The following is a 20,781-nucleotide window of genomic DNA, read 5'->3' on the forward strand; positions in this document are numbered from 1 at the left end:
AGGAGCCGACTTCAATGCAAGAGCCACGCCCCATAGCAGAACACTTTCCTGCATCTCGCACCATTTGCGCACAACACGCAGAAAATGCCCAAAAAGTGACTGGCTAAGCCATTGATGTTCCTCACTCTATCTGCCCACTACTGTATGAACCGTGCACAGCGTTGCAAAAGTTTTGCACCAGAATCGCACAGGCGGTCTACGCTAAATTCCTCAAGCATCCGCCGTTTACTCACTTTGCAGTGTGCAGCGGTAACGTTTTGGCACGCTGTGCAACTTATTGCACAGTCCTGCACTAGGAAGAGCATCGCGTCAAGCCAAACAAAAAGACGCTTGAAATGGCGATTTTATGCGGTTTTTACAGGTCGGCATGCCGCCCAGAAGAAAAAAGACGGAGCAAATTCGATTTGTGCACGCTTGTTGCATTCAACCCGACATCGTCTGCGGCGGGCCATCCGAAGTGGCCCATCACAGACTCATAATAATAGTGGCAGGGTTGCCCCGCGGTGCTTTGTAGAGTGTGTGCATGGGGGGCTTAATTCCTCGTGATATTGCTTCGAAGAACACTGCATAAGTTGTTGGTCCGGATACAGACTGACTGCAGAATTGCGACACCGATCGAGCAATTTGCGACAGGGTCGTAAAGAAGCTGAAAGGATAGATAGGCAAGTATCGCCAACATTGTCAGCGTGATATAAGTTTGCGCCGACACAAAAAGAAAGAGCCGCCCAGATAATAAAACAGGTGGGACGGCAGTACTCTTCTAAAAACCAAAGGAGCAAATCACGATGCGCGTGATGAAGTGGAGCATGATCGCCCTGGCTGTATCAGCAGGCACCTCGCAGTTCGCAATCGCGTCCTCCCAGGACGACGCAAAGGGCTTTATCGAAGACAGCACCCTGACCGCGAAAACCCGTGCGATGTACATGAACCGTGACTATAAAGACGGCGTGGGCAACGTGCGTCGTGGTAACGGTACTTACACCACTGGTACTGACGATAAAACCAGCGGCTACCGTCAAGACACCGGTATCAGCGAGTTGCTCAACTATCAATCCGGCTTCACCCAGGGCACTGTCGGTGTCGGTGTCGATGCCATGGCCATGGGCAGCGTGAAACTCGACGGCGGCGCAGGTCGTGCCGGTAACGGTTTGTTCGCTACCAATGGTTCCGGCGAACCGGAAAACACTCAGTCCAAACTGGGCGCGGCAGCGAAATTCCGCATCTCCGACACCGTTCTGAAATACGGCAACCAGTTCGTATCCAGCCCGGTCTTCACCACCGACGACGGCCGTCTGTTGCCTGAAGTCGCCACCGGTACCCTGATCACCAGCAACGAGATCAAGGGTCTGGAACTGAGCGCCGGTCGCTTCACCGCTCTGAGCGCGCAAACCGGCATGGGCCGTGACAGCATCAACGGTCGCAGCCGTGTCACCGGCAAGCAAAACCCAGGGCTGAGCGCAGCGAACATCGCTGGCTTCACCTACTCGGGTCTTGAGAACTTCATTTTCGCCGTGCACGCCTCCGACGTTGAAGACTACTGGAAGAAGCAGTACGTCAACGTCAACTACACCCTGCCACTGAGCGACAAACAGTCGTTGAACTTCGACTTCAACGGCTACCGCAGCAAGGACGACGGCAAGAAACTGGCCGGCGACCTGGACAACCGCGTCTGGAGCCTGGCAGCCGCCTATAGCATCGAAGCCCACAAGTTCACCCTGGCCTTCCAGCAGTCCGCTGGTAAAACCGGTTACAACTACGGCGTCGACGGTGGCGGTACCGTTTACGTAGCCAACTCCGTGCAGATCTCCGACTTCGTTGGTGAAGACGAGAAATCCTGGCAGGCGCGCTACGACCTGAACATGGCCTCCTTCGGCGTACCTGGCCTGAGCTTCATGACCCGCTACATTCGTGGCAGCAACGTTACCGTTGCCGACTCCAGCGATGGCAAAGAGCACGAGTGGGACGTAGAAGCCAAGTACGTACTGCAGGAAGGCCCGGCCAAGGACTTGTCCTTCCGTCTGCGTAACGCGATCTATCGTGGTACCAACAGCGATTACCGCGCGACCAACTACGACAACCTGAACGACCTGCGTCTGATCGTAGAGTATCCACTGAGCATCTTGTAATTTCAGTGCTCAGCTGAATGCACTAACACGCAGTTAAAATAAAAACCGCCGCCCTGAATCAGGTCGGCGGTTTTTTTATGCTTGCAAAAAACATTGGCGACGAAAAGACAAACTAAATAGCAAGCTAACTAAGCAGGCAAGCATCAATAGTTGTTGTCCGCTGACGCTGATTGCAACTTGATAGTTATCAATGGCCGCCCGTGAAAACAAACAAGGGGCTGATAGCCCCTTGTCTTGAACAGCACTAGTTGACCGAACGGCCAACTCATAAAACTGACTTATTGCGTTGCCGTTTCCTGAACCACACGAATGACTCGCTGTGGAAAGGGAATATCAATACCTGCCGCCTTCAAGCGATCACGGGACAATTCATTGAACCGGAACATCACATCCCAGTAATCCGCCGTCTTGACCCACACCCGCAATGACAGGGTAATCGCGCTGTCGCCCAAAGTGGAAACCACTGCTACTGGCGCCGGATCGGCCAGTACACGCTCATCCTTGGCCAGCTCCAGCAACACTTCACGGGCCTTCTGCAGGTCCGCGTCATAATCCACACCCACGTCGAACACTACCTTGCGGGTCGGCTGACGGTTGTAGTTGGTGATGATGCCGTTGGACAGATTGCCGTTGGGCACGATCACCGTCTTGTTGTCACCGGTACGCAGCACGGTGTGGAAGATCTGAATGCTGTCCACGCTACCGCTGATGCCCTGAGCTTCGATGAAATCGCCAATGCGGAACGGACGGAACAGCAGGATCAGCACCCCGCCGGCGAAGTTCGCCAGACTGCCTTGCAAGGCCAGGCCGATGGCCAGACCGGCGGCACCGATCGCGGCGACGAAAGAGGTGGTTTCTACACCAATCATCGAGGCCACACTGACGATCAGCAGCACCTTGAGAATGATGTTGGCCAAGCTGCTGATAAAGCCTTGTAACGCCAGATCGGCATTGCGCAGCGCCAGCAGCTTGCCCACTTTATGAGTCAACTTGTTGATCAGCCACCAGCCGATGGCCAGGGTGAGTACCGCCAGCAGCACACGGCTGCCGTATTCCATGATCATGGGAATCCAGGCTTGGGAAGCCCGGACCAGGTTGTCTACTTCAGCGTTCAAATCCATCTATCTCTCCAGATTCCCGGGGTTACGGCGTGCTTGACTGACCGGCAGAACGACCGGCTCGCCTGGAGCTCAATCGTTTCTGCCATTGCTCCGGCCTCGGACGCCAAAAAGCTCTAGAGGTTCCCGGAGAAGCGGATCAGTCGCGGAAGTTGTTGAACTGCAGCGGCATGCCGAATTCTTTGGCACGCAGAGCGGCGATGGCCTCTTGCAGATCGTCGCGCTTCTTGCCGGTGACGCGTACCTGCTCGCCTTGAATGGCAGCCTGTACTTTCAGCTTGGCATCCTTGATATGAGCGACGATCTTCTTCGCCAACTCTTTATCGATACCTTCCTTGAGTACGGCCTCCTGCTTCATCACCTTGCCCGAGGCGTAGGCGTCCTTGACCTCCAGGCACTGCACGTCGATCTTGCGCTTGACCAGGGCCAGCTTGAGGATCTCGATCATGGCCTCGAGCTGGAATTCGGCTTCGGCGGTCAGGTTGACGGCCAGATCCTTTTCCTTGAACTCGAAGCTACCCTTGCCCTTCAAGTCATAGCGGCGGTCCAGTTCCTTGACGGCGTTTTCCACCGCGTTGGTGACTTCGTGCTTGTCCAGTTCGGATACCACGTCAAACGACGGCATGTAATCTCTCCAAATAAAAAGGGGCGCTGTTCAAAACATCGAACACGCCCGGCTTGCGGTTAAAATCCGCGCTCATTATAACGGGTCTTTCCCCTCCTTCACCGCGCGCCCTCTGCGGGGCTGCCAAACAGAGCGAAAACTTGATGTCCACGACCTGGCATGTTCTCGGCGCCGGCAGCCTCGGCACCTTGTGGGCCACCCGCCTGGCCCGCGCCGGCTTGCCGGTGCGCCTGATACTGCGCGATCAGGCACGCCTGCAGGCCTATCAGGCGGCGGGCGGCCTGACCCTGGTAGAGCAGGGCCAAAGCAGCTTGCAGGCGATTCCCGGGGAAACCTGCGATAGCCCCGCACCTATCCACCGCCTGCTGCTGGCGTGCAAGGCCTACGACGCCGAAGCGGCGGTGGCCAGTATCGCCCCCCGCCTGGCCCAGGGCGCCGAACTGATCCTGCTGCAAAATGGCCTGGGCAGCCAGGACGCGGTGGCCGCCAGAGTGCCCAACGCGCGCTGCATCGCCGCCTCCAGCACCGAAGGCGCATTTCGCGATGGTGACTGGCGTGTGGTCTTTGCCGGCCATGGCTACACCTGGCTTGGCGACTCAGGCCACCCTACCCCACCGATCTGGCTGGATGAGTTGAGCGCCAGTGGCATCCCTCACGAATGGAGCACCCAGATACTGACCCGACTCTGGCGCAAGCTGGCGCTCAATTGTGCAATCAATCCTTTGACGGTGCTGCACGACTGCCGCAACGGCGGCCTGCAGCAACACCAATGTGAAGTGGCAACCTTGTGCGCCGAGCTGAGCGAGTTGTTGCAATGCTGCGGACAACCCACCGCGGCGGAAAACCTGCAGCAAGAGGTGGAACGGGTCATCCAGGCCACCGCCGCCAACTACTCCTCGATGCATCAGGATGTGGCCAGTCAACGACGGACCGAAATCAGCTATTTACTGGGCTATGCCTGCCAGGCCGCGGCCCGTCACCGCTTGCAGTTGCCTCATCTGCAACAGTTGCAGCAACGCCTGGTGAGCCACCTGCGTCTACGCGGATTGCCCAGCGCCTGAGCAGCGGCTACGCTGCCCACTTGCTCATCTCCAGCGATATAGCCGATGCCATTGCGCCAGCGTCTTGAAAACCTGCCCGTGGGCCAAAAGCTCCTGGCCGCCCTGCTTGTCCTGTTGACCACCGTGCTGTTGGTCGCCAATCTGACCTTTATCAGCGCCGCTTACTGGATATCCCAGGAAAGCATGGCGCCCCAGGCACTACAGACCATCGGCCGGCTGGTCTCCAACCCGGCCTTGGCGGTACAGGCTCTGAACTCTCCCGAAGATGCACAAAAGCTGCTCAGCGAGCTGGACAGCTACACCCCGCTGCGAGCGGCCGCCCTCTATGACGGCAAGGGCATGCGTCTGGCCCAACTGCAACACGGAGAGCACCTCAAACTGCCCGAACGCTACCGGCACATCGAAGCCTGGCAACTGACCGAATTTCGCAGCAACCAAGTGATCGCTTTGCCTCGCCCGGGCCAGGCGCCAGGCCATCTGTTGCTGGTGGCCACCAGCGAACTGCCAATGGCGTTCTACACTGGCACCCTCACCGCAAGCCTCGGGATCCTCATTTTCAGCGTGTTGCTGTGGTTGATCATCGCGCGGCAGATCAAGCGCCTGATCACCCAACCGATTCACCAGCTCGAAGTGCTTTCGCGTCAGGTGACTCGCGAGGAGAACTACTCGCTGCGCGCCTCCCGGGGCAACCACGATGAAATCGGCAGCCTGGCGGAAGCCTTCAACACCATGCTGTCGCGTATCGAAGCCCGGGAGCAACAGCTCAAGCGTGCCCGGGACGACTCCCAGGCTGCCTACGATCAGGCCCAGGGACTGGCGGAAGAAACCCGCCATACCAACCGCAAGCTGGAACTGGAAGTCCAGGTGCGCAGCAAGATCGAGAAGAAGCTCACCGGCTTCCAGAACTACCTCAACAGCATCATCGACTCCATGCCCTCGGCGCTGATCGCGCTGGACGAACAGCTGTACGTTACCCAATGGAACCAGGAGGCCAGCGCCCTGTCCGGCACCCGCCTGGACGAAGCCCTGAACCAGCCGATCTTCCTCGCCTTCGAACCCCTCAAACCGTTCCTGCCGCAACTCAAGGAAACCGTCGAGCAACACACCGTCACCAAGGTCGAGCGGGTGACCTGGTTCAAGGATGAGGAGGCCAAGCACTATGCCCTGACCTTCTACCCACTGATGGGCGGCGCCGGACGCGGCGTGGTGATCCGGATCGACGACATCACCCAGCGCCTGTCCCTGGAAGAAATGATGGTGCAATCGGAGAAGATGCTTTCGGTGGGTGGTCTTGCGGCCGGCATGGCCCACGAGATCAACAACCCTTTGGGAGCGATCCTGCACAACGTGCAGAACATTCGCCGCCGGCTATCGCCCGAACTGCCAAAGAACCTCGAACATGCGCAGCAGATCGGCGTCGAACTGCAAACCGTCAATCGCTACCTGGACAGCCGTGAAGTACCACTCCTGCTGGACGGCATTCAACAAGCTGGGGCACGGGCAGCAAAAATCGTCACCCACATGCTCAGTTTCAGCCGACGCAGCAATCGGCAGATGGCGCCGTGCGACCTGCCGGCACTGATCGACCAAGCGGTAGAAATCGCCAGTAACGACTTCGACCTGGCCATAGGTTTCGACTTCAAGGGCCAGGCCATCATTCGCCAGTTCGACCCGAATCTGGGCCCGGTCCCGGGCACCGCCAACGAACTGGAGCAGGTGCTGCTCAATCTGCTGAAGAACGCAGCCCAGGCCATTCATCAGCGCGATGACGACAGCGAACCGGGACGCATCATCCTGCGTACCCGACTCAATCCTCCCTGGGCGGAAATCCAGGTGGAAGACAACGGTATCGGCATGAGCGAGAGCGTTCGCAAACGCACCTTCGAGCCCTTCTTCACCACCAAGGAGATCGGCCAGGGCACCGGACTCGGACTTTCAGTGTCGTACTTCATCATCACCAACAACCACAAGGGGCAAATGGAAGTGCAATCGACCCGGGGCCAAGGCACCTGCTTTACCTTGCGCCTGCCCCTGGCCAGCAGCCAGCCCCAGATTCAAGAACCCCTACCACTGGAGAACTAAGCATGGGTTTTCGCTTGTCGAAGATTTACACCCGCACCGGCGACAAAGGCGAAACCGGGCTCGGAGACGGCCGCCGGGTTGCCAAGGATCATCCTCGAGTGGAAGCCATTGGTGAAGTCGACACCTTGAACAGCCAGCTGGGACTGCTCCTGGCCGGCCTGGAGGAGCAGGTTGATACCTGCCCGGGCTTCAAGGAAGTCATCGAGGTATTGGCACCCTGTCAGCACCGGCTGTTCGATCTGGGGGGCGAACTGGCAATGCCGGTGTATCAAGCACTCAACGAGGCCGAGGTGGAGCGTCTTGAGGCGGCCATCGATGTCTGGAATGAAGAGCTGGGCCCCCTGGAGAACTTCATCCTGCCCGGCGGTTCGTCACTGATCGCCCAGGCCCATGTTTGCCGCAGCCTGGCTCGCAGCGCCGAGCGTCGCTGCCAACACCTGAATGCGGTGGAACCCTTGCAGGGAGTAGGACTGGCCTACATCAATCGCCTGTCGGACCTGCTGTTTGTCGCCGCACGCCTGATTGCCAAGCGCCAAGGCATCGCCGAAATCCTCTGGCAGGCCGCCGCCAAACCCACCCCCTCGGCGTAGGCGCCGGCTTGCCGGCGAAAAGGTTTGCACAACGCCCAACGACGCCTTCGCTGGCAAGCCAGTTCCTGCATAGACGGCTGCTAGCCAGCGCTGCCACAGAGGATGTCTTCAGTCCTGTGGCCAGAAGGCGCGGATACCGGCAACACCTTGAGCACCGGCTTCCCAGGCTTGCTGACATTCGGCAGGCCCCACGCCCCCCAGCAGATAGACGGGCCTGTTGAAACTGCTGATCAACTGCTGCGCCTGCTCCCAACCCAGGGGTTGGGCATCGGGGTGAGTCTGGGTCGGCTGAACCGGGGACAAGGTCACGAAATCCACATCCATCTGCTGCGCCAGGGACAACTCTTCGGCGTTATGGCAGGAGGCGGCCAGCCAGCGATCATTGCCAAAAGGCCGCCCGGCGCTGGCGTACTTGCGCAATTGCGCCGCAGTAATGTGCCAGCCGGCAGAGGGGAAATCCCCTAGCCACTCGAACGGCCCCTTGAGCATCAACTGCGCCTTGCCCGCACACAGGCCCACTGCGTCCACTGCCAGATCGCGGTACTGGGGATCGTAGCCACCAGGAGCCCGCAACTGAATCAGCTTGCAGCCCTGGGCGATGGCCTTCTGCATGCCACGCAGCAAGGTCGGGGTTTCCAGGCCTTCCGGGGTAATCAGGTAGTGAGCGGGTAAACGCGCTGCAGCGACAATCGGCTGATTGGCTGCGGGGAACTCATAATCGGCCAACTCACGAGGGCTGACCCACGCCAGGGGCTGCCCTTCCGCGCCGTGGGCTTGGCCACTGAACGCCGAGACTTCCCAGACATCCAGCAACACCTGTTTGTCCGGATAGTCGTGCTGCACTTTGATCAGCGGGCGCGCCATCTGTACGACGATGCCCAGCTCTTCCTGCAGTTCACGGGCCAGCGCGGCTTGTACCGCTTCACCGGCCTCGACCTTGCCTCCGGGAAACTCCCACAGGCCACCTTGATGCTGAGTATCGGCACGCCGGGCAATCAGGATCTTGCCGGTGGCATCCCGGATGACGGCCGCAGCCACATGTACTCGTTTCACCGCACTGTTTCCTCTGATCAGGCATTGGGCCTGGCCCTTACAGGCCAGGCGTTGATATGTGCGCTTCGCCGGCAAGCCGGCTCCTACAGTGGGTGGAGCGGCGTTGCCGGAGAGGTTTTTAAGTGCGGTATTCCGCGTTGATCTTCACGTATTCGTGAGACAGGTCCGTGGTCCAGATGGTCTCGCTGCACGTACCACGACCCAGTTCGATGCGAATGGTGATTTCTTCCTGCTGCATCACTGCCGCGCCCTGGGCCTCGGTGTAACTGGCAGCCCGCGCGCCGCGGCTGGCAATGCAGACTTCGCCGAGGAATACATCGATCTTGCTGACATCCAGATCCGTGACGCCAGCACGGCCCACAGCGGCGAGGATGCGACCCCAGTTCGGATCGGAGGCGAACAGGGCCGTCTTGATCAGCGGCGAGTGAGCTACGGTGTAGCCCACGTCCAGGCATTCCTGATGAGTGCCGCCGCCGTTGACTTCAACGGTGACGAACTTGGTTGCACCTTCGCCGTCACGGACGATGGCCTGGGCCACTTCCATGCAAACCTCGAACACCGCCTGTTTCAGGGCAGCGAACAGCGGCCCCTCGGCCTGGGTGATTTCCGGCAGCTTGGCCTGACCAGTGGCGATCAGCATGCAGCAATCGTTGGTCGAGGTATCGCCGTCGATGGTGATGCGGTTGAAAGACTTGTTGGCACCGTCCAGCAACAGGTTCTGCAGCACTTCCCGGGAGACTTTGGCATCGGTGGCGATGTAGCCGAGCATGGTGGCCATGTTCGGACGGATCATCCCCGCCCCCTTGCTGATACCGGTCACGGTGATGGTCACGCCATCGTGCTGGAACTGACGGCTGGCGCCTTTGGGCAGGGTGTCGGTGGTCATGATCCCGGTGGCCGCGGCCGCCCAGTTGCCCACGGACAGGTCATCCAGCGCGGCTTGCAGAGCACCCTCAATTTTCTCTACCGGCAGCGGCTCGCCAATCACGCCGGTGGAATACGGCAGCACAGCGCTGGCATCGACGCCGGTCAGCTCCGCCAGCTTGGCGCAGGTACGGGTTGCAGCAGCCAGGCCCGGCTCGCCGGTACCAGCGTTGGCATTACCGGTGTTGGTCAGCAGATAACGCACCGGCCCCTGCACACGCTGCTTGGCCAGGATCACCGGTGCCGCGCAGAACGCGTTGAGCGTGAACACTCCAGCCACGGTGGAGCCTTCGGCACAGCGCATGACCACCACATCCTTGCGCCCGGGGCGCTTGATGCCGGCCGAAGCGATGCCGAGCTCGAAACCGGCAACCGGGTGCAACGTAGGCAAAGGACCAAGACCAACAGCCATGAATGCGCTCCTCTTATCAGGTGTCTGCACCGTCGTCTCAAAAGACGGTGTTGCAAATGGAAAAACGCCGCGACGGCGGATGCCGTCACGGCGCGGGTGTTTCAGTGTCTGGCGAGGATCTTAGTTGATCTGGCCGTGACAGTGTTTGTACTTCTTGCCCGAACCGCAGTAGCACAGTTCGTTGCGGCCCAGTTTCTGCTCATTGCGCACCGGCGCGGTGGCCAGGGCGACATCAACATCAACCCCCTCTTCCAGCGCTTCCGGCTGATCCAGACCCGGAGCCTCGGCGTGTTCGAACTGCAGACGCTGGGCCAGTGCCTCGGCTTCCTGACGCAGACGCGCCTCTTCTTCGGCCGGATCTTCACGGCGGACCTGCACATGGGACAGGACCCGGATCGAATCGCGCTTGATGGAATCCAGCAACTCGGAGAACAGGGTGAAGGACTCGCGCTTGTACTCCTGCTTCGGGTTCTTCTGCGCATAACCGCGCAGGTGAATACCGTGGCGCAGGTGGTCCATGGTGGACAGGTGGTCTTTCCACAAGTCATCCAGTACCCGCAGTACGATCTGCTTCTCGAAAGAACGCAGCGCTTCGGCACCGGCCTGGTCTTCTTTCTCGTTGTACGCAGCGATCAACTCGTTGAGCAGCTTCTCGCGCAGGGTTTCTTCGTACAGGTGATCGTCTTCGTCGAGCCATTGCTGGATCGGCAGGCTTACACCGAAACCGCTCTGGATCGACTCTTCCAGACCGGCCACGTCCCACTGCTCGGGCAGCGATTGCGGCGGAATATGCGCACTGACTGTGGCATTGAGCACGTCCTGGCGGAAATCGGCGATGGTTTCGCCAATGTTGTCCGCCGCCAACAAGGTGTTGCGCATGTGATAGATCACTTTACGCTGCTCGTTGTTGACGTCGTCGAACTCCAGCAATTGCTTGCGGATGTCGAAGTTGCGGCCTTCCACCTTGCGCTGGGCCTTCTCGATGGCATTGGTCACCATGCGGTGCTCGATCGCCTCGCCGGACTGCATGCCCAATGCCTTCATGAAGTTCTTCACCCGGTCAGAGGCAAAGATACGCATCAGGCTGTCTTCCAGGGACAGGTAGAAGCGGCTGGAACCGGCATCACCCTGACGACCGGCACGACCACGCAGCTGGTTGTCGATACGGCGCGATTCGTGACGCTCGGAAGCGATTACCTGCAGGCCACCGGACTCCAGCACTTGCTGGTGACGCTTCTGCCAGTCGGCCTTGATCTGGGCGATCTGCTCCGGAGTCGGGTTCTCCAGGGAGGCGACCTCCACTTCCCAGTTGCCGCCCAGCAGGATGTCGGTACCACGACCGGCCATGTTGGTGGCGATGGTCAAGGCTCCCGGGCGACCGGCCTGGGCGATGATTTCCGCTTCCTTCTCGTGGAACTTGGCGTTCAGGACCTTGTGCTCGATGCCTTCCTTGTTGAGCAGGTTGGACATGTGCTCGGAAGTTTCGATGGTCGCGGTCCCCACCAGCACCGGACGGCCCTGGGTCATGCATTCCTTGATGTCGTTGATGATCGCGGCGTATTTCTCATCCGCGGTCAGGAACACCAGGTCGTTGTAGTCCTTACGAGCCAGCGGCTTGTTCGGCGGAATCACCATCACCTGCAGGCCGTAGATCTGATGGAACTCGAAGGCTTCGGTGTCGGCGGTACCGGTCATGCCGGACAGCTTGGTGTACAGACGGAAGTAGTTCTGGAAAGTGGTCGAGGCCAGGGTCTGGCTCTCGGCCTGGATGTTGAGGTTTTCCTTGGCTTCGATGGCCTGGTGCAGGCCCTCGGACAGGCGACGACCCGGCATGGTACGGCCGGTGTGCTCATCCACCAGGACCACTTGACCATCCTGAACGATGTATTCGACGTTGCGATTGAACAGCTTGTGGGCACGCAGGCCGGCATAAACGTGGGTCAGCAGGCCCAGGTTGTGGGCCGAATACAGGCTTTCGCCTTCCGCCAGCAGGCCGACCTGGGTCAGCATTTCTTCGATGAACTGGTGACCGGCTTCGTTGAGCTCGACCTGACGGGTCTTCTCGTCGACAGTGAAGTGACCGGCCTTGGTGACCTGGCCTTCCACTTCCTCGATGTGCTGCTCCAGGCGCGGGATCAGCTTGTTGATTTCGGTGTACAGGCGGGAACTGTCTTCAGCCTGACCGGAAATGATCAACGGAGTACGGGCTTCGTCGATGAGGATCGAGTCGACTTCGTCGATCACGGCAAAATTGAGCTCGCGCTGGAACTTGTCTTCCATGCTGAAAGCCATGTTGTCGCGCAGGTAGTCAAAACCGAATTCGTTGTTGGTGCCGTAAGTGATGTCGGCGGCGTAGGCGGCACGTTTCTCTTCAGGCGGCTGGAACGGCGTAACCACGCCGACGCTCAGGCCGAGGAATTCGTACAGCGGGCGCATCCAGTTGGCGTCACGACGCGCCAGATAGTCATTCACCGTCACAACGTGCACGCCCTTGCCGGACAATGCGTTGAGGTACACACCCAGGGTGGCTACCAGGGTCTTGCCCTCACCGGTGCGCATCTCGGCGATCTTGCCTTCATGCAAGGTCATGCCACCGATCAACTGCACGTCGAAGTGACGCATACCCATGATGCGCTTACCGGCTTCACGGGCGACCGCGAAGGCTTCGGGAAGCAGTTTGTCGAGGGTTTCACCCTTGGCGATACGGGCCTTGAACTCGGCGGTCTTGGCACGCAATTGATCGTCCGAAAGGGCCACCATTTGCTCTTCGAAGGCATTGACGATCTGTACCGTCTTGAGCATGCGTTTGACTTCACGCTCGTTCTTGCTTCCAAAAAGTTTCTTTAACAAAGGCGCAAACATATCGGCAGGATCTTCCACACATAGGGTTGGAGGGCGGCCCCGTGAGTCGCCCGAGCAGCCCTCATGGCCGCATGCGAACGAGCATTCTACCCGGAAACGATGGTGAGGAAAGTGGCGTTATTCCACGATGCTGGCACAGCGCTGTGACGGGGCTCACCTAAAATAAGGGCTTTTTGCCGAACTTCAAGCCCATTGACCACAGAACTTAATGATTACGATCAGCAAAGCGCCAGAAAGTAGTCAAAGTACGAAAAAGCAATGAGCCCGGTGCCCCGGGTGCTTTCTGCTACCATGGCGCCTCTGTAACTTCAGGTTTCTGATCATGGCATTTCGCCCCCTTACGGCACGCGCGCCCGCCGTTCTTCTTCGCGAAGCCAAGCCACTCAAAGCCATACTCGGCCACGCCCAGCGCCTGGCGCATCTGCAGCGCCTGCTGGAGAGCCAATTGCAACCGGCCGCTCGCGAACATTGCCACGTCGCCTCCTGGCGAGAAGGCAGCTTGCTGCTGATCGTGACCGATGGCCACTGGGCTACGCGTCTGCGCTATCAGCAAAAACGCCTGCAGCGCCAACTGCTGGAGTTCAATGAGTTCAGCAACCTCACGCGCATCCTGTTCAAGGTCCAGCCACCCACGGTCCAACAGGGCGCAGCGGGGCATACCATGGATCTGTCGAACAACGCCGCCGCAACCATCCAGGCCACAGCCGAAGGCATCACCGATCCCAATCTGCGCGCCGCCCTGGAGCGCCTGGCCAGCCACGCCAAACCGCGGGGCTGATCCAGACGCCAGGCTTCAGCGCCGCTTGCTGCCGCCCAGCAACGACCCCATCAGGCCCCTGACCAATTGCCGACCCAACTGATTGGCCGCCTGACGCATGGCCGACTTCAATGCCTGCCCGGCGGCAGTGCCGAGGAACTCACCCGCCCGATCAGCCAGGCTCGGTTCTTCAGCGACGGGCTCGTCGGGCGTCGCCTGCGCTTCAGGCGCCAGGTCCTTGCGCCCCATCAGCACCTCATAGGCAGACTCGCGATCGATAGGCTTGTCATAACGGCCCTGTAACGGCGAACTGGCGATCAGGGCCTTGCGTTCGGTCTCCGTCAACGGTCCGATTCGCGATTGCGGTGGTGCCACCAGCACGCGCTGCACCATCTCCGGCGTCCCCTTGTCTTGCAGGGTCCCTACCAACGCCTCGCCAATGCCCAACTCAGTGAGCACCGCCAGCGCGTCAAAGTCCGGGTTTGGACGGAAACCATCGGCCACAGCCCGTAACGACTTCTGCTCCTTGGCGGTGAACGCCCGCAAGCCATGCTGAATACGCAGCCCCAGTTGAGCCAGCACATCGTCCGGCAGATCCCCTGGCGATTGGGTGACGAAATACACCCCCACCCCCTTGGAGCGAATCAGCCGTACCACCTGCTCCAATCGATCCTGCAGAGCCTTGGGAGTGCCTGCGAACAGCAAGTGGGCTTCATCGAAAAACAGGGCCAGTACAGGCTTGTCCGCATCACCACGTTCCGGCAATTGCTCGAACAATTCAGCCAGCAGCCATAAAAGGAAGGTCGCATAGACTTTCGGCGCCTCGTGCACCAAACGACTCGCGTCCAACAGATGAATCCGTCCACGGCCATCGGCAGCTGGCGGCAGAATGTCTTCCAGTTGCAACGCGGGCTCGCCGAACAGAGCTTCCGCGCCTTGCTGCTCCAGGGTCGCCAGACGCCGCAACAGCGCCTGACTGGACCCCGTGGTCATCAGCGCCGCATCATCTCCCAGCAGTTGAGGGTGGTCCTTGAGGTGATTGAGCAGCGCCTTGAGATCCTTCAAGTCCAGCAACAACAGCCCTTCACGGTCCGCCACCTTGAACGCCGCATACAGCGCCGACTGCTGACTGTCGGTGAGCTCAAGCAGGCTGCCCAGCAATAGCGGGCCCATTTCGCTCAAGGTGGTGCGCAAGGGATGGCCGGACTGACCATGGATATCCCACAGTGTTACCGGATACGCCTGAGGCTTATGTTCAAGCCACGGCATGCCGGCGATCCGTTCGGCGATCTTGCCCTGTGGATTGCCCGCCGCCCCCAGCCCGCACAGATCGCCCTTGATATCCGCGGCGAATACCGCCACCCCGGCGTCACTGAAGGCCTCAGCCAGGCGCTGCAAGGTCACGGTCTTGCCAGTACCGGTGGCACCCGCCACCAGACCATGGCGGTTGGCCAGGCGCATGGCCTGAGCGATCGGCTGACCACCAAGGTCGGCACCGATAACGAGTTGCGATGAGTCAGGCATTTTGTCACCCCTGGTTAATCTTTGGCCTTACACGGTCGATATGAAGAAATGATGGATCAGAAGTATCTGAAATAAAGGTCAGGTAATTCCTTTGGGATAGATGGAGATATCAGCTTACTTATAACACCGCCCATTTTGCGCGCTTTTCCAACCCGATGCCCTGGACTCAAAGACCTTAGCGGACACACCAAGCCATGAACAAAAATCTGCGCTTCAGCCACAAGATCCTGCTTGCCGCCTCGCTGATCGTCATAGCTGCATTTGCGCTATTCACGCTCTACAACGATTACCTGCAACGCAACGCCATTCGTGATGATCTGGACAACTATCTTCAGGAAATGGGCGACGTTACGGCAAAAAATATTCAGACCTGGCTCGCCGGCCGCGCCTTGCTGATCGAGAACATCTCGCAATCGGTGGCTCTCAACCCCGACCCGACCAATGTCAGCAACCTGCTGGAACAGAAGTCCGTGAGCTCAACCTTCATGGGGGCTTACCTGGGCAACAAGGACGGCACCTTCATCATCCGCCCGGACAGCAAGATGCCCGACGGCTACGACCCTCGCGCACGCCCCTGGTACAAGAGTGCCGAGAGCACCAACGGCTCGGCCCTGACCGAACCCTATATCGACCTGGCCTCCGGCCAACTGGTGATCTCGATTGTCGACAGCGTGCTCAAGGCCGGCCAGCGGATTGGTGTAGTGGGCGGCGACCTGAGCCTGCAGGTGATTGCCGACAGCATCAATGCCCTGGACTTCGACGGCATGGGCTACGCCTTCCTGATCAGCGCCGACGGCAAGATCCTGGTGCACCCGGACAAGAACCTGGTGATGAAGAATCTCAAGGACGTCTATCCCCAGGACACCCCGCGCATCAGCAGCGAGCTCAGTGAGATCAGCGTCGACGGCAAAACCCGCATCGTCACCTTCACCCCGATCAAGGGCCTGTCTTCGGTGAACTGGTACATCGGCCTGTCGGTGGACAAGGACAAGGCTTTCGCCATGCTCAGCGAATTCCGCACCTCGGCCCTGATCGCCACCCTGACCGCCGTGGCCCTGACCATCGCCCTGCTGGGCCTGCTGATACGCTTGCTGATGCAGCCCCTGCACGTAATGACCCGTGCCATGCAAGACATCGCCGACGGCGAAGGCGACCTGACCCGCCGCCTGAACATCCACAACCAGGACGAGTTCGGCATCCTCGGTACGGCCTTCAACCGCTTTGTCGAACGTATCCACGGTTCGATCCGCGAAGTGTCCTCCGCCACCGAGCATGTCAACGAAGTAGCTCTGCGGGTGGTCAGCGCCTCCAACTCATCGATGCTCAACTCCGATGAGCAGGCCAGTCGCACCAACAGTGTCGCCGCGGCCATCAATCAACTGGGCGCCGCAGCCCAGGAAATCGCCCGTAATGCCGCCCAGGCCTCGCAGCAGGCCAGCGACGCCCGCAACCTGGCTGAAGACGGCCAGCAGGTGGTGGATCGCAGCATCCAGGCGATGAACCAGCTATCGGACATGATCAGCGCCTCCAGCAGCAACATCGAGACCCTGAACAGCAAGACAGTGAACATCGGGCAGATTCTCGAAGTCATCACCAGCATCTCCCAACAGACCAACCTGCTGGCACTCAACGCCGCCATTGAAGCCGCCCGTGCGGGTGAAGCCGGCCGCGGATTTGCCGTGGTTGCCGACGAAGTGCGCAACCTGGCTCACCGCACCCAGGAGTCGGCGCAGCAGGTGCAGACCATGATTGAGGAACTGCAAGTGGGCGCCCGCGAGTCGGTGAGCACCATGAGCAATAGCCAGCGTCACAGCCAGGACAGCGTAGAGATCGCCAACCAGGCTGGAGAACGGCTGAACAGCGTGACCCAGCGCATCGGTGAAATCGACGGCATGAACCAGTCGGTGGCTACCGCCACTGAGGAACAGACCTCGGTGGTGGAGTCCATCAACATGGACATCACCGAAATCAATACGCTGAACCAGGAAGGCGTGGAAAACCTCCAGGCGACACTGCGGGCCTGCTCCGATCTGGAACAGCAAGCAGCGCGCTTGAAGCATCTGGTGGGCAGCTTCAGGATTTGATGGCGGGCCTCAGGGCCCTTTAGTCGGCAAGCCGGCTCCTAGAGGAGGAGCCGATTGCCAACCATGACAGGCAAACCACTCACTGCGGCTCCGGTGGCGGCTCCTGCTGCAACTGCTCCCACAGTTGGGCGGCCCCAGGAAACTCGGTGCCGTCATCGGCATCAAGTTCGTCGGGGTCGTAGCGGCTCAAGCACCCCTCGCCGAGGGTGGCAGGGGCCTGGGAAGTGGCTTTATCCAGTGGATCGGTCATCGGACTGACCTCGTGATTTACAGAACCAGGACCGGGATATTGCCCCCCGCTCCTGGTTTTTTTTCAATCAGAACACCACGGTCTTGTTGCCGTGCACCAGCACGCGGTCTTCCAGGTGGTAGCGCAGGCCGCGGGCCAGGACCATCTTCTCCACATCACGACCAAAACGCACCATGTCCTCGATGCTGTCGCTGTGACTGACTCGTACCACGTCCTGCTCGATGATCGGGCCGGCATCCAGCTCTTCGGTGACGTAGTGGCAGGTGGCGCCAATCAGCTTCACCCCACGCAGAGAAGCCTGGTGGTAAGGCTTGGCACCGACGAAGGACGGCAGGAAGCTGTGGTGGATGTTGATCACCTTGTGCGCATATTCGCTGCACAACGCCGGCGGCAGGATTTGCATGTAGCGCGCCAGCACTACCACTTCGGCGTCGTGCTGCTTGACCAGGCGCGACACCTCGGAGAATGCCGGCTCCTTGTCCTGAGGATTGACCGGTACGTGGTAATAAGGAATGCCATGCCACTCGACCATGCTGCGCAGGTCATCGTGGTTGGAGATCACACAGACGATCTCACAGTCCAGCTCATCGCTGTGCCAGCGGTGCAACAAGTCGGCCAGGCAATGGGACTCACGACTGGCCATGAGCACCACACGCTTCTTCTCGGCGGTATCAGTGATCCGCCAGTCCATCGAGAACTCTTCAGCGATCGGCGCAAATGCCTCGCGAAAAGCCTCCAGGCCAAAAGGCAGGGAATCGGCACGAATCTCGTGGCGCATGAAGAACCAGCCACTGAGGTTGTCCGAGTGGTGGCTCGCTTCGGTGATCCAACCGTTATGGGAGGCCAGAAAGTTACTGACTTTGGCAACGATGCCAACGCGGTCAGGGCAAGAAATCACCAACCGAAAGGTGCGCATGAGGGGGAAACTCCAGAACTTCGCAAAGGTCGCCATTCTAGCCACTACGCGAAAAAACTGCAGTATCCATTGCGCCCCGGGCCTTGATTAGATTGGCAAACGCACCTTCAAACGCCTTATCGACTGCCACTGCGACGACAGATACCGACACTTGCCAATAGCGCATAACTAATTTGTGAATAGCGCAATCGAACCCATCGACCTATTAAATACCGAAATGATTTTTACGCCTAAACACACTAAGAGAGACAAATAAAACAGCGGTATTATGTTTACTTGCACATACTCTCTGACTATTATTGCGACATTGTCACCCAGCCACTCAGCGCTCAATAAGGTAGTCCACATGTCCCTGATCAACGAATACCGTGCTACAGAAGAAGCCATTAAAGAACTGCAAGCACGTTTGAAGAACCTGTCCCAAGACGACAAACTGAAAACCGAACTGGAATTCGAAGGCAAACTGCGCAGCCTGATGGGCGAGTACTCCAAGTCCCTGCGCGACATCATCGCCCTGCTGGATCCGGACTCGAAAGTTAAAGCACCACGTGCCGCAGTAAAAACCACCGGCACCAAGCGTGCCCGTAAAGTTAAACAGTACAAAAACCCGCACAATGGTGAAGTCATCGAAACCAAAGGCGGCAACCACAAGACTCTGAAAGAGTGGAAAGCCAAGTGGGGCGGCGATGTGGTTGAAGGCTGGGCAACCCTGCTGGGCTAAGCCTTGCCAGTGAGCGCCCGGGCTCTTGCAGCCTGACTGAAAAACGCCAGTCCGCTGGCGTTTTTTTATGCCCCGGCGACCTGTTCCAGGCCCGGGGCACTCCCTCAAAGAGCCAGACGTCCAGCCAGGGCCCGAACATGCTCCTGCCACTCATCCAGCACCTGACGCTGCTTCGGATCAGCACTTAACAACGATTGCTCAAGTCCCTGAGCGAAACTTTCCAGGGTATTGGGCGCGCCGAGTTTCGGGTCAAGCAAACGCTGCTGACAGAAACCGCGCCAACGCTCTTGCTCGGTTTTATCCAATGTCTCCGGAAAGTTGCGGGCACGGTAGCGAAAGAGCAATTCAGGTAAGCGCTCATCATCAAATGGCCACTGTTGCTGAGCCAAATGCAACGGATCGGCCTCACGCACTTGCTCACACAAACGCCGATCGCGATCGCCAATAAAGCCGTCGTACAACTGTTGCTCCGGGTCCTCACTGGCAGCGAACTCATCAGGGCCGTAAATCACCGAAAGTTTATCCCGCCAAACTTCCTGGGCCTCAGTCAAAAGCAACCCACGGCGCTGGTACTGCTCCATGTCCAAGTGCAGCCGTTGTTGATCCTCCGCGCGCAGGACACTCAATGGCGCCACTACCGGGCAGCGATTGATATGGATGAGTTTCAACGGCACTGGCAGCTCACCGTCCAGAAGATCTTCGCGCCGCGTATATAAACGCTGACGCAAGGTTTCGGCATCCAGGTCCAGTAGCCCCTGCGGGTCCAGATGCAGATCACAGACGATCAGCGCATTGCGGTTGCGTGGATGCCAGGCCAGGGGCAGCACCACCCCGATATAGTGCCGTGCCGCAGAGAAACGCCCGGAAATATGCACCAGAGGCTGCAGCAGGCGGATCTGATCCATCACCCGCTGCTTGCTGCGCAGTTGAAACAGCCAGTCATAGAGCTTGGGTTGCTTGTCGCGAATCAGGCGCGCCAGGGCAATGGTGGCACGGACATCGGACAGCGCATCGTGGGCCTGGCCGTGGTCGATACCATTGGCGGCGGTCAGGCGCTCCAGCTTGAGAGTCACCTGCCCCTGCTCCTGCGGCCAGACGATACCCTCGGGACGCAGAGCATAGGCCGTGCGCACCACATCGATCAGGTCCCAGCGGCTGTTGCCGCCTTGCCACTCCCGGGCATAGGGATCGAAGAAGTTGCGGTACAAGCTGTAGCGGGTCACCTCATCGTCGAAACGCAGGGTGTTGTAGCCGACACCGCAAGTACCCGGACGCGCCAGTTGCCCGTGCACCCGGGTCATGAAGTCCGCCTCGCTCAAGCCCTGCGCCGCCAGACGGCTCGGGGTGATGCCGGTGATCATGCAGGCCACCGGGTGCGGCAGGATATCGTCGCTGGGCTGGCAGTAGAGGTTGACCGGCTCGTCGATCTCATTGAGCGCCAGATCGGTGCGAATGCCGGCCACTTGCAACGGGCGATCGCTGCGAGGATTGATGCCGGTGGTTTCGTAGTCGTACCAAAAGAGGGAAGTCACGGCCTGTTCCTGAACTGAAAGACCGCCGCAGTCTAGGCGCTCAAGCGCCACCAGGGCCAGCCGCGCGTCCAGGCATTACCCAGACCGGGGCATCGAATTCGTAGTTAATGATGTCGTTTGCCCCTCAGACACTGCTAGCATCGG

General features: G+C 59.4%; 16 protein-coding genes and 1 pseudogene. 8 read left to right on the forward strand and 9 right to left on the reverse strand.

Annotation, left to right across the window (positions count from 1 at the left end; translation table 11 throughout):
• The first annotated feature begins 785 nt into the window (after positions 1-785).
• The gene (locus P7C00_RS25055) at positions 786-2,126 is read left to right on the forward strand and encodes an OprD family porin (protein WP_102860552.1); all 1,341 of its coding nucleotides are present in this window, start codon (positions 786-788) and stop codon (positions 2,124-2,126) included.
• Between the two features lie 278 nt (positions 2,127-2,404).
• On the opposite strand, the gene P7C00_RS25060 is transcribed toward P7C00_RS25055, so the two are convergent.
• Both P7C00_RS25060 and P7C00_RS25065 read right to left on the reverse strand, forming a co-directional pair.
• Positions 2,405-3,247 (reverse strand): mechanosensitive ion channel family protein, encoded by an 843-nt coding sequence (locus tag P7C00_RS25060; protein ID WP_404937540.1) that lies wholly within the window; start codon positions 3,245-3,247, stop codon positions 2,405-2,407.
• A gap of 136 nt (positions 3,248-3,383) precedes the next feature.
• The gene (locus P7C00_RS25065; protein ID WP_346632445.1) at positions 3,384-3,869 is read right to left on the reverse strand and encodes a YajQ family cyclic di-GMP-binding protein; all 486 of its coding nucleotides are present in this window, start codon (positions 3,867-3,869) and stop codon (positions 3,384-3,386) included.
• A gap of 143 nt (positions 3,870-4,012) precedes the next feature.
• Between P7C00_RS25065 and P7C00_RS25070 the strand changes: the two genes are divergently transcribed.
• Genes P7C00_RS25070 through P7C00_RS25080 form a run of 3 tightly spaced genes read left to right on the forward strand, consistent with a single transcriptional unit; the run spans position 4,013 to position 7,602 of the window.
• Positions 4,013-4,930 (forward strand): putative 2-dehydropantoate 2-reductase, encoded by a 918-nt coding sequence (locus P7C00_RS25070; RefSeq protein WP_346632446.1) that lies wholly within the window; start codon positions 4,013-4,015, stop codon positions 4,928-4,930.
• A gap of 45 nt (positions 4,931-4,975) precedes the next feature.
• Positions 4,976-7,012, forward strand: coding sequence for an ATP-binding protein (locus P7C00_RS25075; RefSeq protein ID WP_346632447.1), 2,037 nt, complete (start codon positions 4,976-4,978; stop codon positions 7,010-7,012).
• Positions 7,013-7,014: 2 nt separating this feature from the next.
• On the forward strand, positions 7,015-7,602 hold the full coding sequence (locus P7C00_RS25080) for a cob(I)yrinic acid a,c-diamide adenosyltransferase (protein ID WP_346632448.1): 588 nt from the start codon (positions 7,015-7,017) through the stop codon (positions 7,600-7,602).
• Between the two features lie 108 nt (positions 7,603-7,710).
• Here the strand turns inward: P7C00_RS25080 and P7C00_RS25085 are convergent, their stop codons facing one another.
• From P7C00_RS25085 to secA, 3 genes are all read right to left on the reverse strand, one after another.
• On the reverse strand, positions 7,711-8,655 hold the full coding sequence (locus P7C00_RS25085; RefSeq protein ID WP_404937541.1) for a Nudix family hydrolase: 945 nt from the start codon (positions 8,653-8,655) through the stop codon (positions 7,711-7,713).
• Between the two features lie 118 nt (positions 8,656-8,773).
• Complete coding sequence (argJ, locus tag P7C00_RS25090; RefSeq protein WP_404937542.1) at positions 8,774-9,991, reverse strand: bifunctional glutamate N-acetyltransferase/amino-acid acetyltransferase ArgJ; 1,218 nt, start codon at positions 9,989-9,991, stop codon at positions 8,774-8,776.
• Positions 9,992-10,111: 120 nt separating this feature from the next.
• Positions 10,112-12,853 carry a preprotein translocase subunit SecA gene (gene secA / locus P7C00_RS25095; protein WP_346632451.1) on the reverse strand — a complete coding sequence of 914 codons (2,742 nt, stop codon included), beginning with the start codon at positions 12,851-12,853 and terminating at the stop codon, positions 10,112-10,114.
• A 322-nt stretch (positions 12,854-13,175) separates the two neighbouring features.
• Between secA and P7C00_RS25100 the strand changes: the two genes are divergently transcribed.
• Positions 13,176-13,631 carry a DUF721 domain-containing protein gene (locus tag P7C00_RS25100; RefSeq protein ID WP_123726105.1) on the forward strand — a complete coding sequence of 152 codons (456 nt, stop codon included), beginning with the start codon at positions 13,176-13,178 and terminating at the stop codon, positions 13,629-13,631.
• Positions 13,632-13,646: 15 nt separating this feature from the next.
• On the opposite strand, the gene P7C00_RS25105 is transcribed toward P7C00_RS25100, so the two are convergent.
• Positions 13,647-15,134 carry a helicase HerA-like domain-containing protein gene (locus P7C00_RS25105; RefSeq protein ID WP_404937543.1) on the reverse strand — a complete coding sequence of 496 codons (1,488 nt, stop codon included), beginning with the start codon at positions 15,132-15,134 and terminating at the stop codon, positions 13,647-13,649.
• A gap of 194 nt (positions 15,135-15,328) precedes the next feature.
• Between P7C00_RS25105 and P7C00_RS25110 the strand changes: the two are divergent.
• Both P7C00_RS25110 and P7C00_RS25115 read left to right on the forward strand, forming a co-directional pair.
• Positions 15,329-16,360 (forward strand): annotated as a pseudogene (locus P7C00_RS25110) (cache domain-containing protein); the annotation flags it as partial.
• 93 nt (positions 16,361-16,453) lie between these two features.
• Positions 16,454-17,218, forward strand: coding sequence for a methyl-accepting chemotaxis protein (locus tag P7C00_RS25115; protein ID WP_371826169.1), 765 nt, complete (start codon positions 16,454-16,456; stop codon positions 17,216-17,218).
• A 79-nt stretch (positions 17,219-17,297) separates the two neighbouring features.
• Here P7C00_RS25115 and P7C00_RS25120 read toward each other — a convergent pair whose 3' ends face one another.
• Positions 17,298-17,468 (reverse strand): hypothetical protein, encoded by a 171-nt coding sequence (locus tag P7C00_RS25120; protein ID WP_346632454.1) that lies wholly within the window; start codon positions 17,466-17,468, stop codon positions 17,298-17,300.
• 67 nt (positions 17,469-17,535) lie between these two features.
• Positions 17,536-18,384, reverse strand: coding sequence for a formyltetrahydrofolate deformylase (gene purU, locus P7C00_RS25125; RefSeq protein ID WP_346632455.1), 849 nt, complete (start codon positions 18,382-18,384; stop codon positions 17,536-17,538).
• A 346-nt stretch (positions 18,385-18,730) separates the two neighbouring features.
• Between purU and mvaT the strand changes: the two genes are divergently transcribed.
• Positions 18,731-19,105 carry a histone-like nucleoid-structuring protein MvaT gene (gene mvaT / locus P7C00_RS25130; protein ID WP_102860539.1) on the forward strand — a complete coding sequence of 125 codons (375 nt, stop codon included), beginning with the start codon at positions 18,731-18,733 and terminating at the stop codon, positions 19,103-19,105.
• Positions 19,106-19,209: 104 nt separating this feature from the next.
• Here mvaT and sbcB read toward each other — a convergent pair whose 3' ends face one another.
• Positions 19,210-20,637, reverse strand: coding sequence for an exodeoxyribonuclease I (gene sbcB, locus P7C00_RS25135; RefSeq protein ID WP_346632456.1), 1,428 nt, complete (start codon positions 20,635-20,637; stop codon positions 19,210-19,212).
• Positions 20,638-20,781 lie beyond the last annotated feature (144 nt).

The organism is Pseudomonas sp. JDS08PS003 (assembly GCF_045013505.1).
Lineage (GTDB): Bacteria > Pseudomonadota > Gammaproteobacteria > Pseudomonadales > Pseudomonadaceae > Aquipseudomonas > Aquipseudomonas protegens_B.

Coding starts and splice junctions, on each gene's coding strand:
- P7C00_RS25060 (WP_404937540.1), bottom strand. CDS start 3,247: ATGGATTTGAACGCTGAAGTAGACAACCTGGTCCGGGCTTCCCAAGCC.
- P7C00_RS25120 (WP_346632454.1), bottom strand. CDS start 17,468: ATGACCGATCCACTGGATAAAGCCACTTCCCAGGCCCCTGCCACCCTC.
- P7C00_RS25100 (WP_123726105.1), top strand. CDS start 13,176: ATGGCATTTCGCCCCCTTACGGCACGCGCGCCCGCCGTTCTTCTTCGC.
- P7C00_RS25075 (WP_346632447.1), top strand. CDS start 4,976: ATGCCATTGCGCCAGCGTCTTGAAAACCTGCCCGTGGGCCAAAAGCTC.
- P7C00_RS25065 (WP_346632445.1), bottom strand. CDS start 3,869: ATGCCGTCGTTTGACGTGGTATCCGAACTGGACAAGCACGAAGTCACC.
- P7C00_RS25070 (WP_346632446.1), top strand. CDS start 4,013: ATGTCCACGACCTGGCATGTTCTCGGCGCCGGCAGCCTCGGCACCTTG.
- argJ (WP_404937542.1), bottom strand. CDS start 9,991: ATGGCTGTTGGTCTTGGTCCTTTGCCTACGTTGCACCCGGTTGCCGGT.
- mvaT (WP_102860539.1), top strand. CDS start 18,731: ATGTCCCTGATCAACGAATACCGTGCTACAGAAGAAGCCATTAAAGAA.
- secA (WP_346632451.1), bottom strand. CDS start 12,853: ATGTTTGCGCCTTTGTTAAAGAAACTTTTTGGAAGCAAGAACGAGCGT.
- P7C00_RS25105 (WP_404937543.1), bottom strand. CDS start 15,134: ATGCCTGACTCATCGCAACTCGTTATCGGTGCCGACCTTGGTGGTCAG.
- P7C00_RS25080 (WP_346632448.1), top strand. CDS start 7,015: ATGGGTTTTCGCTTGTCGAAGATTTACACCCGCACCGGCGACAAAGGC.
- purU (WP_346632455.1), bottom strand. CDS start 18,384: ATGCGCACCTTTCGGTTGGTGATTTCTTGCCCTGACCGCGTTGGCATC.
- P7C00_RS25055 (WP_102860552.1), top strand. CDS start 786: ATGCGCGTGATGAAGTGGAGCATGATCGCCCTGGCTGTATCAGCAGGC.
- P7C00_RS25115 (WP_371826169.1), top strand. CDS start 16,454: ATGCTCAACTCCGATGAGCAGGCCAGTCGCACCAACAGTGTCGCCGCG.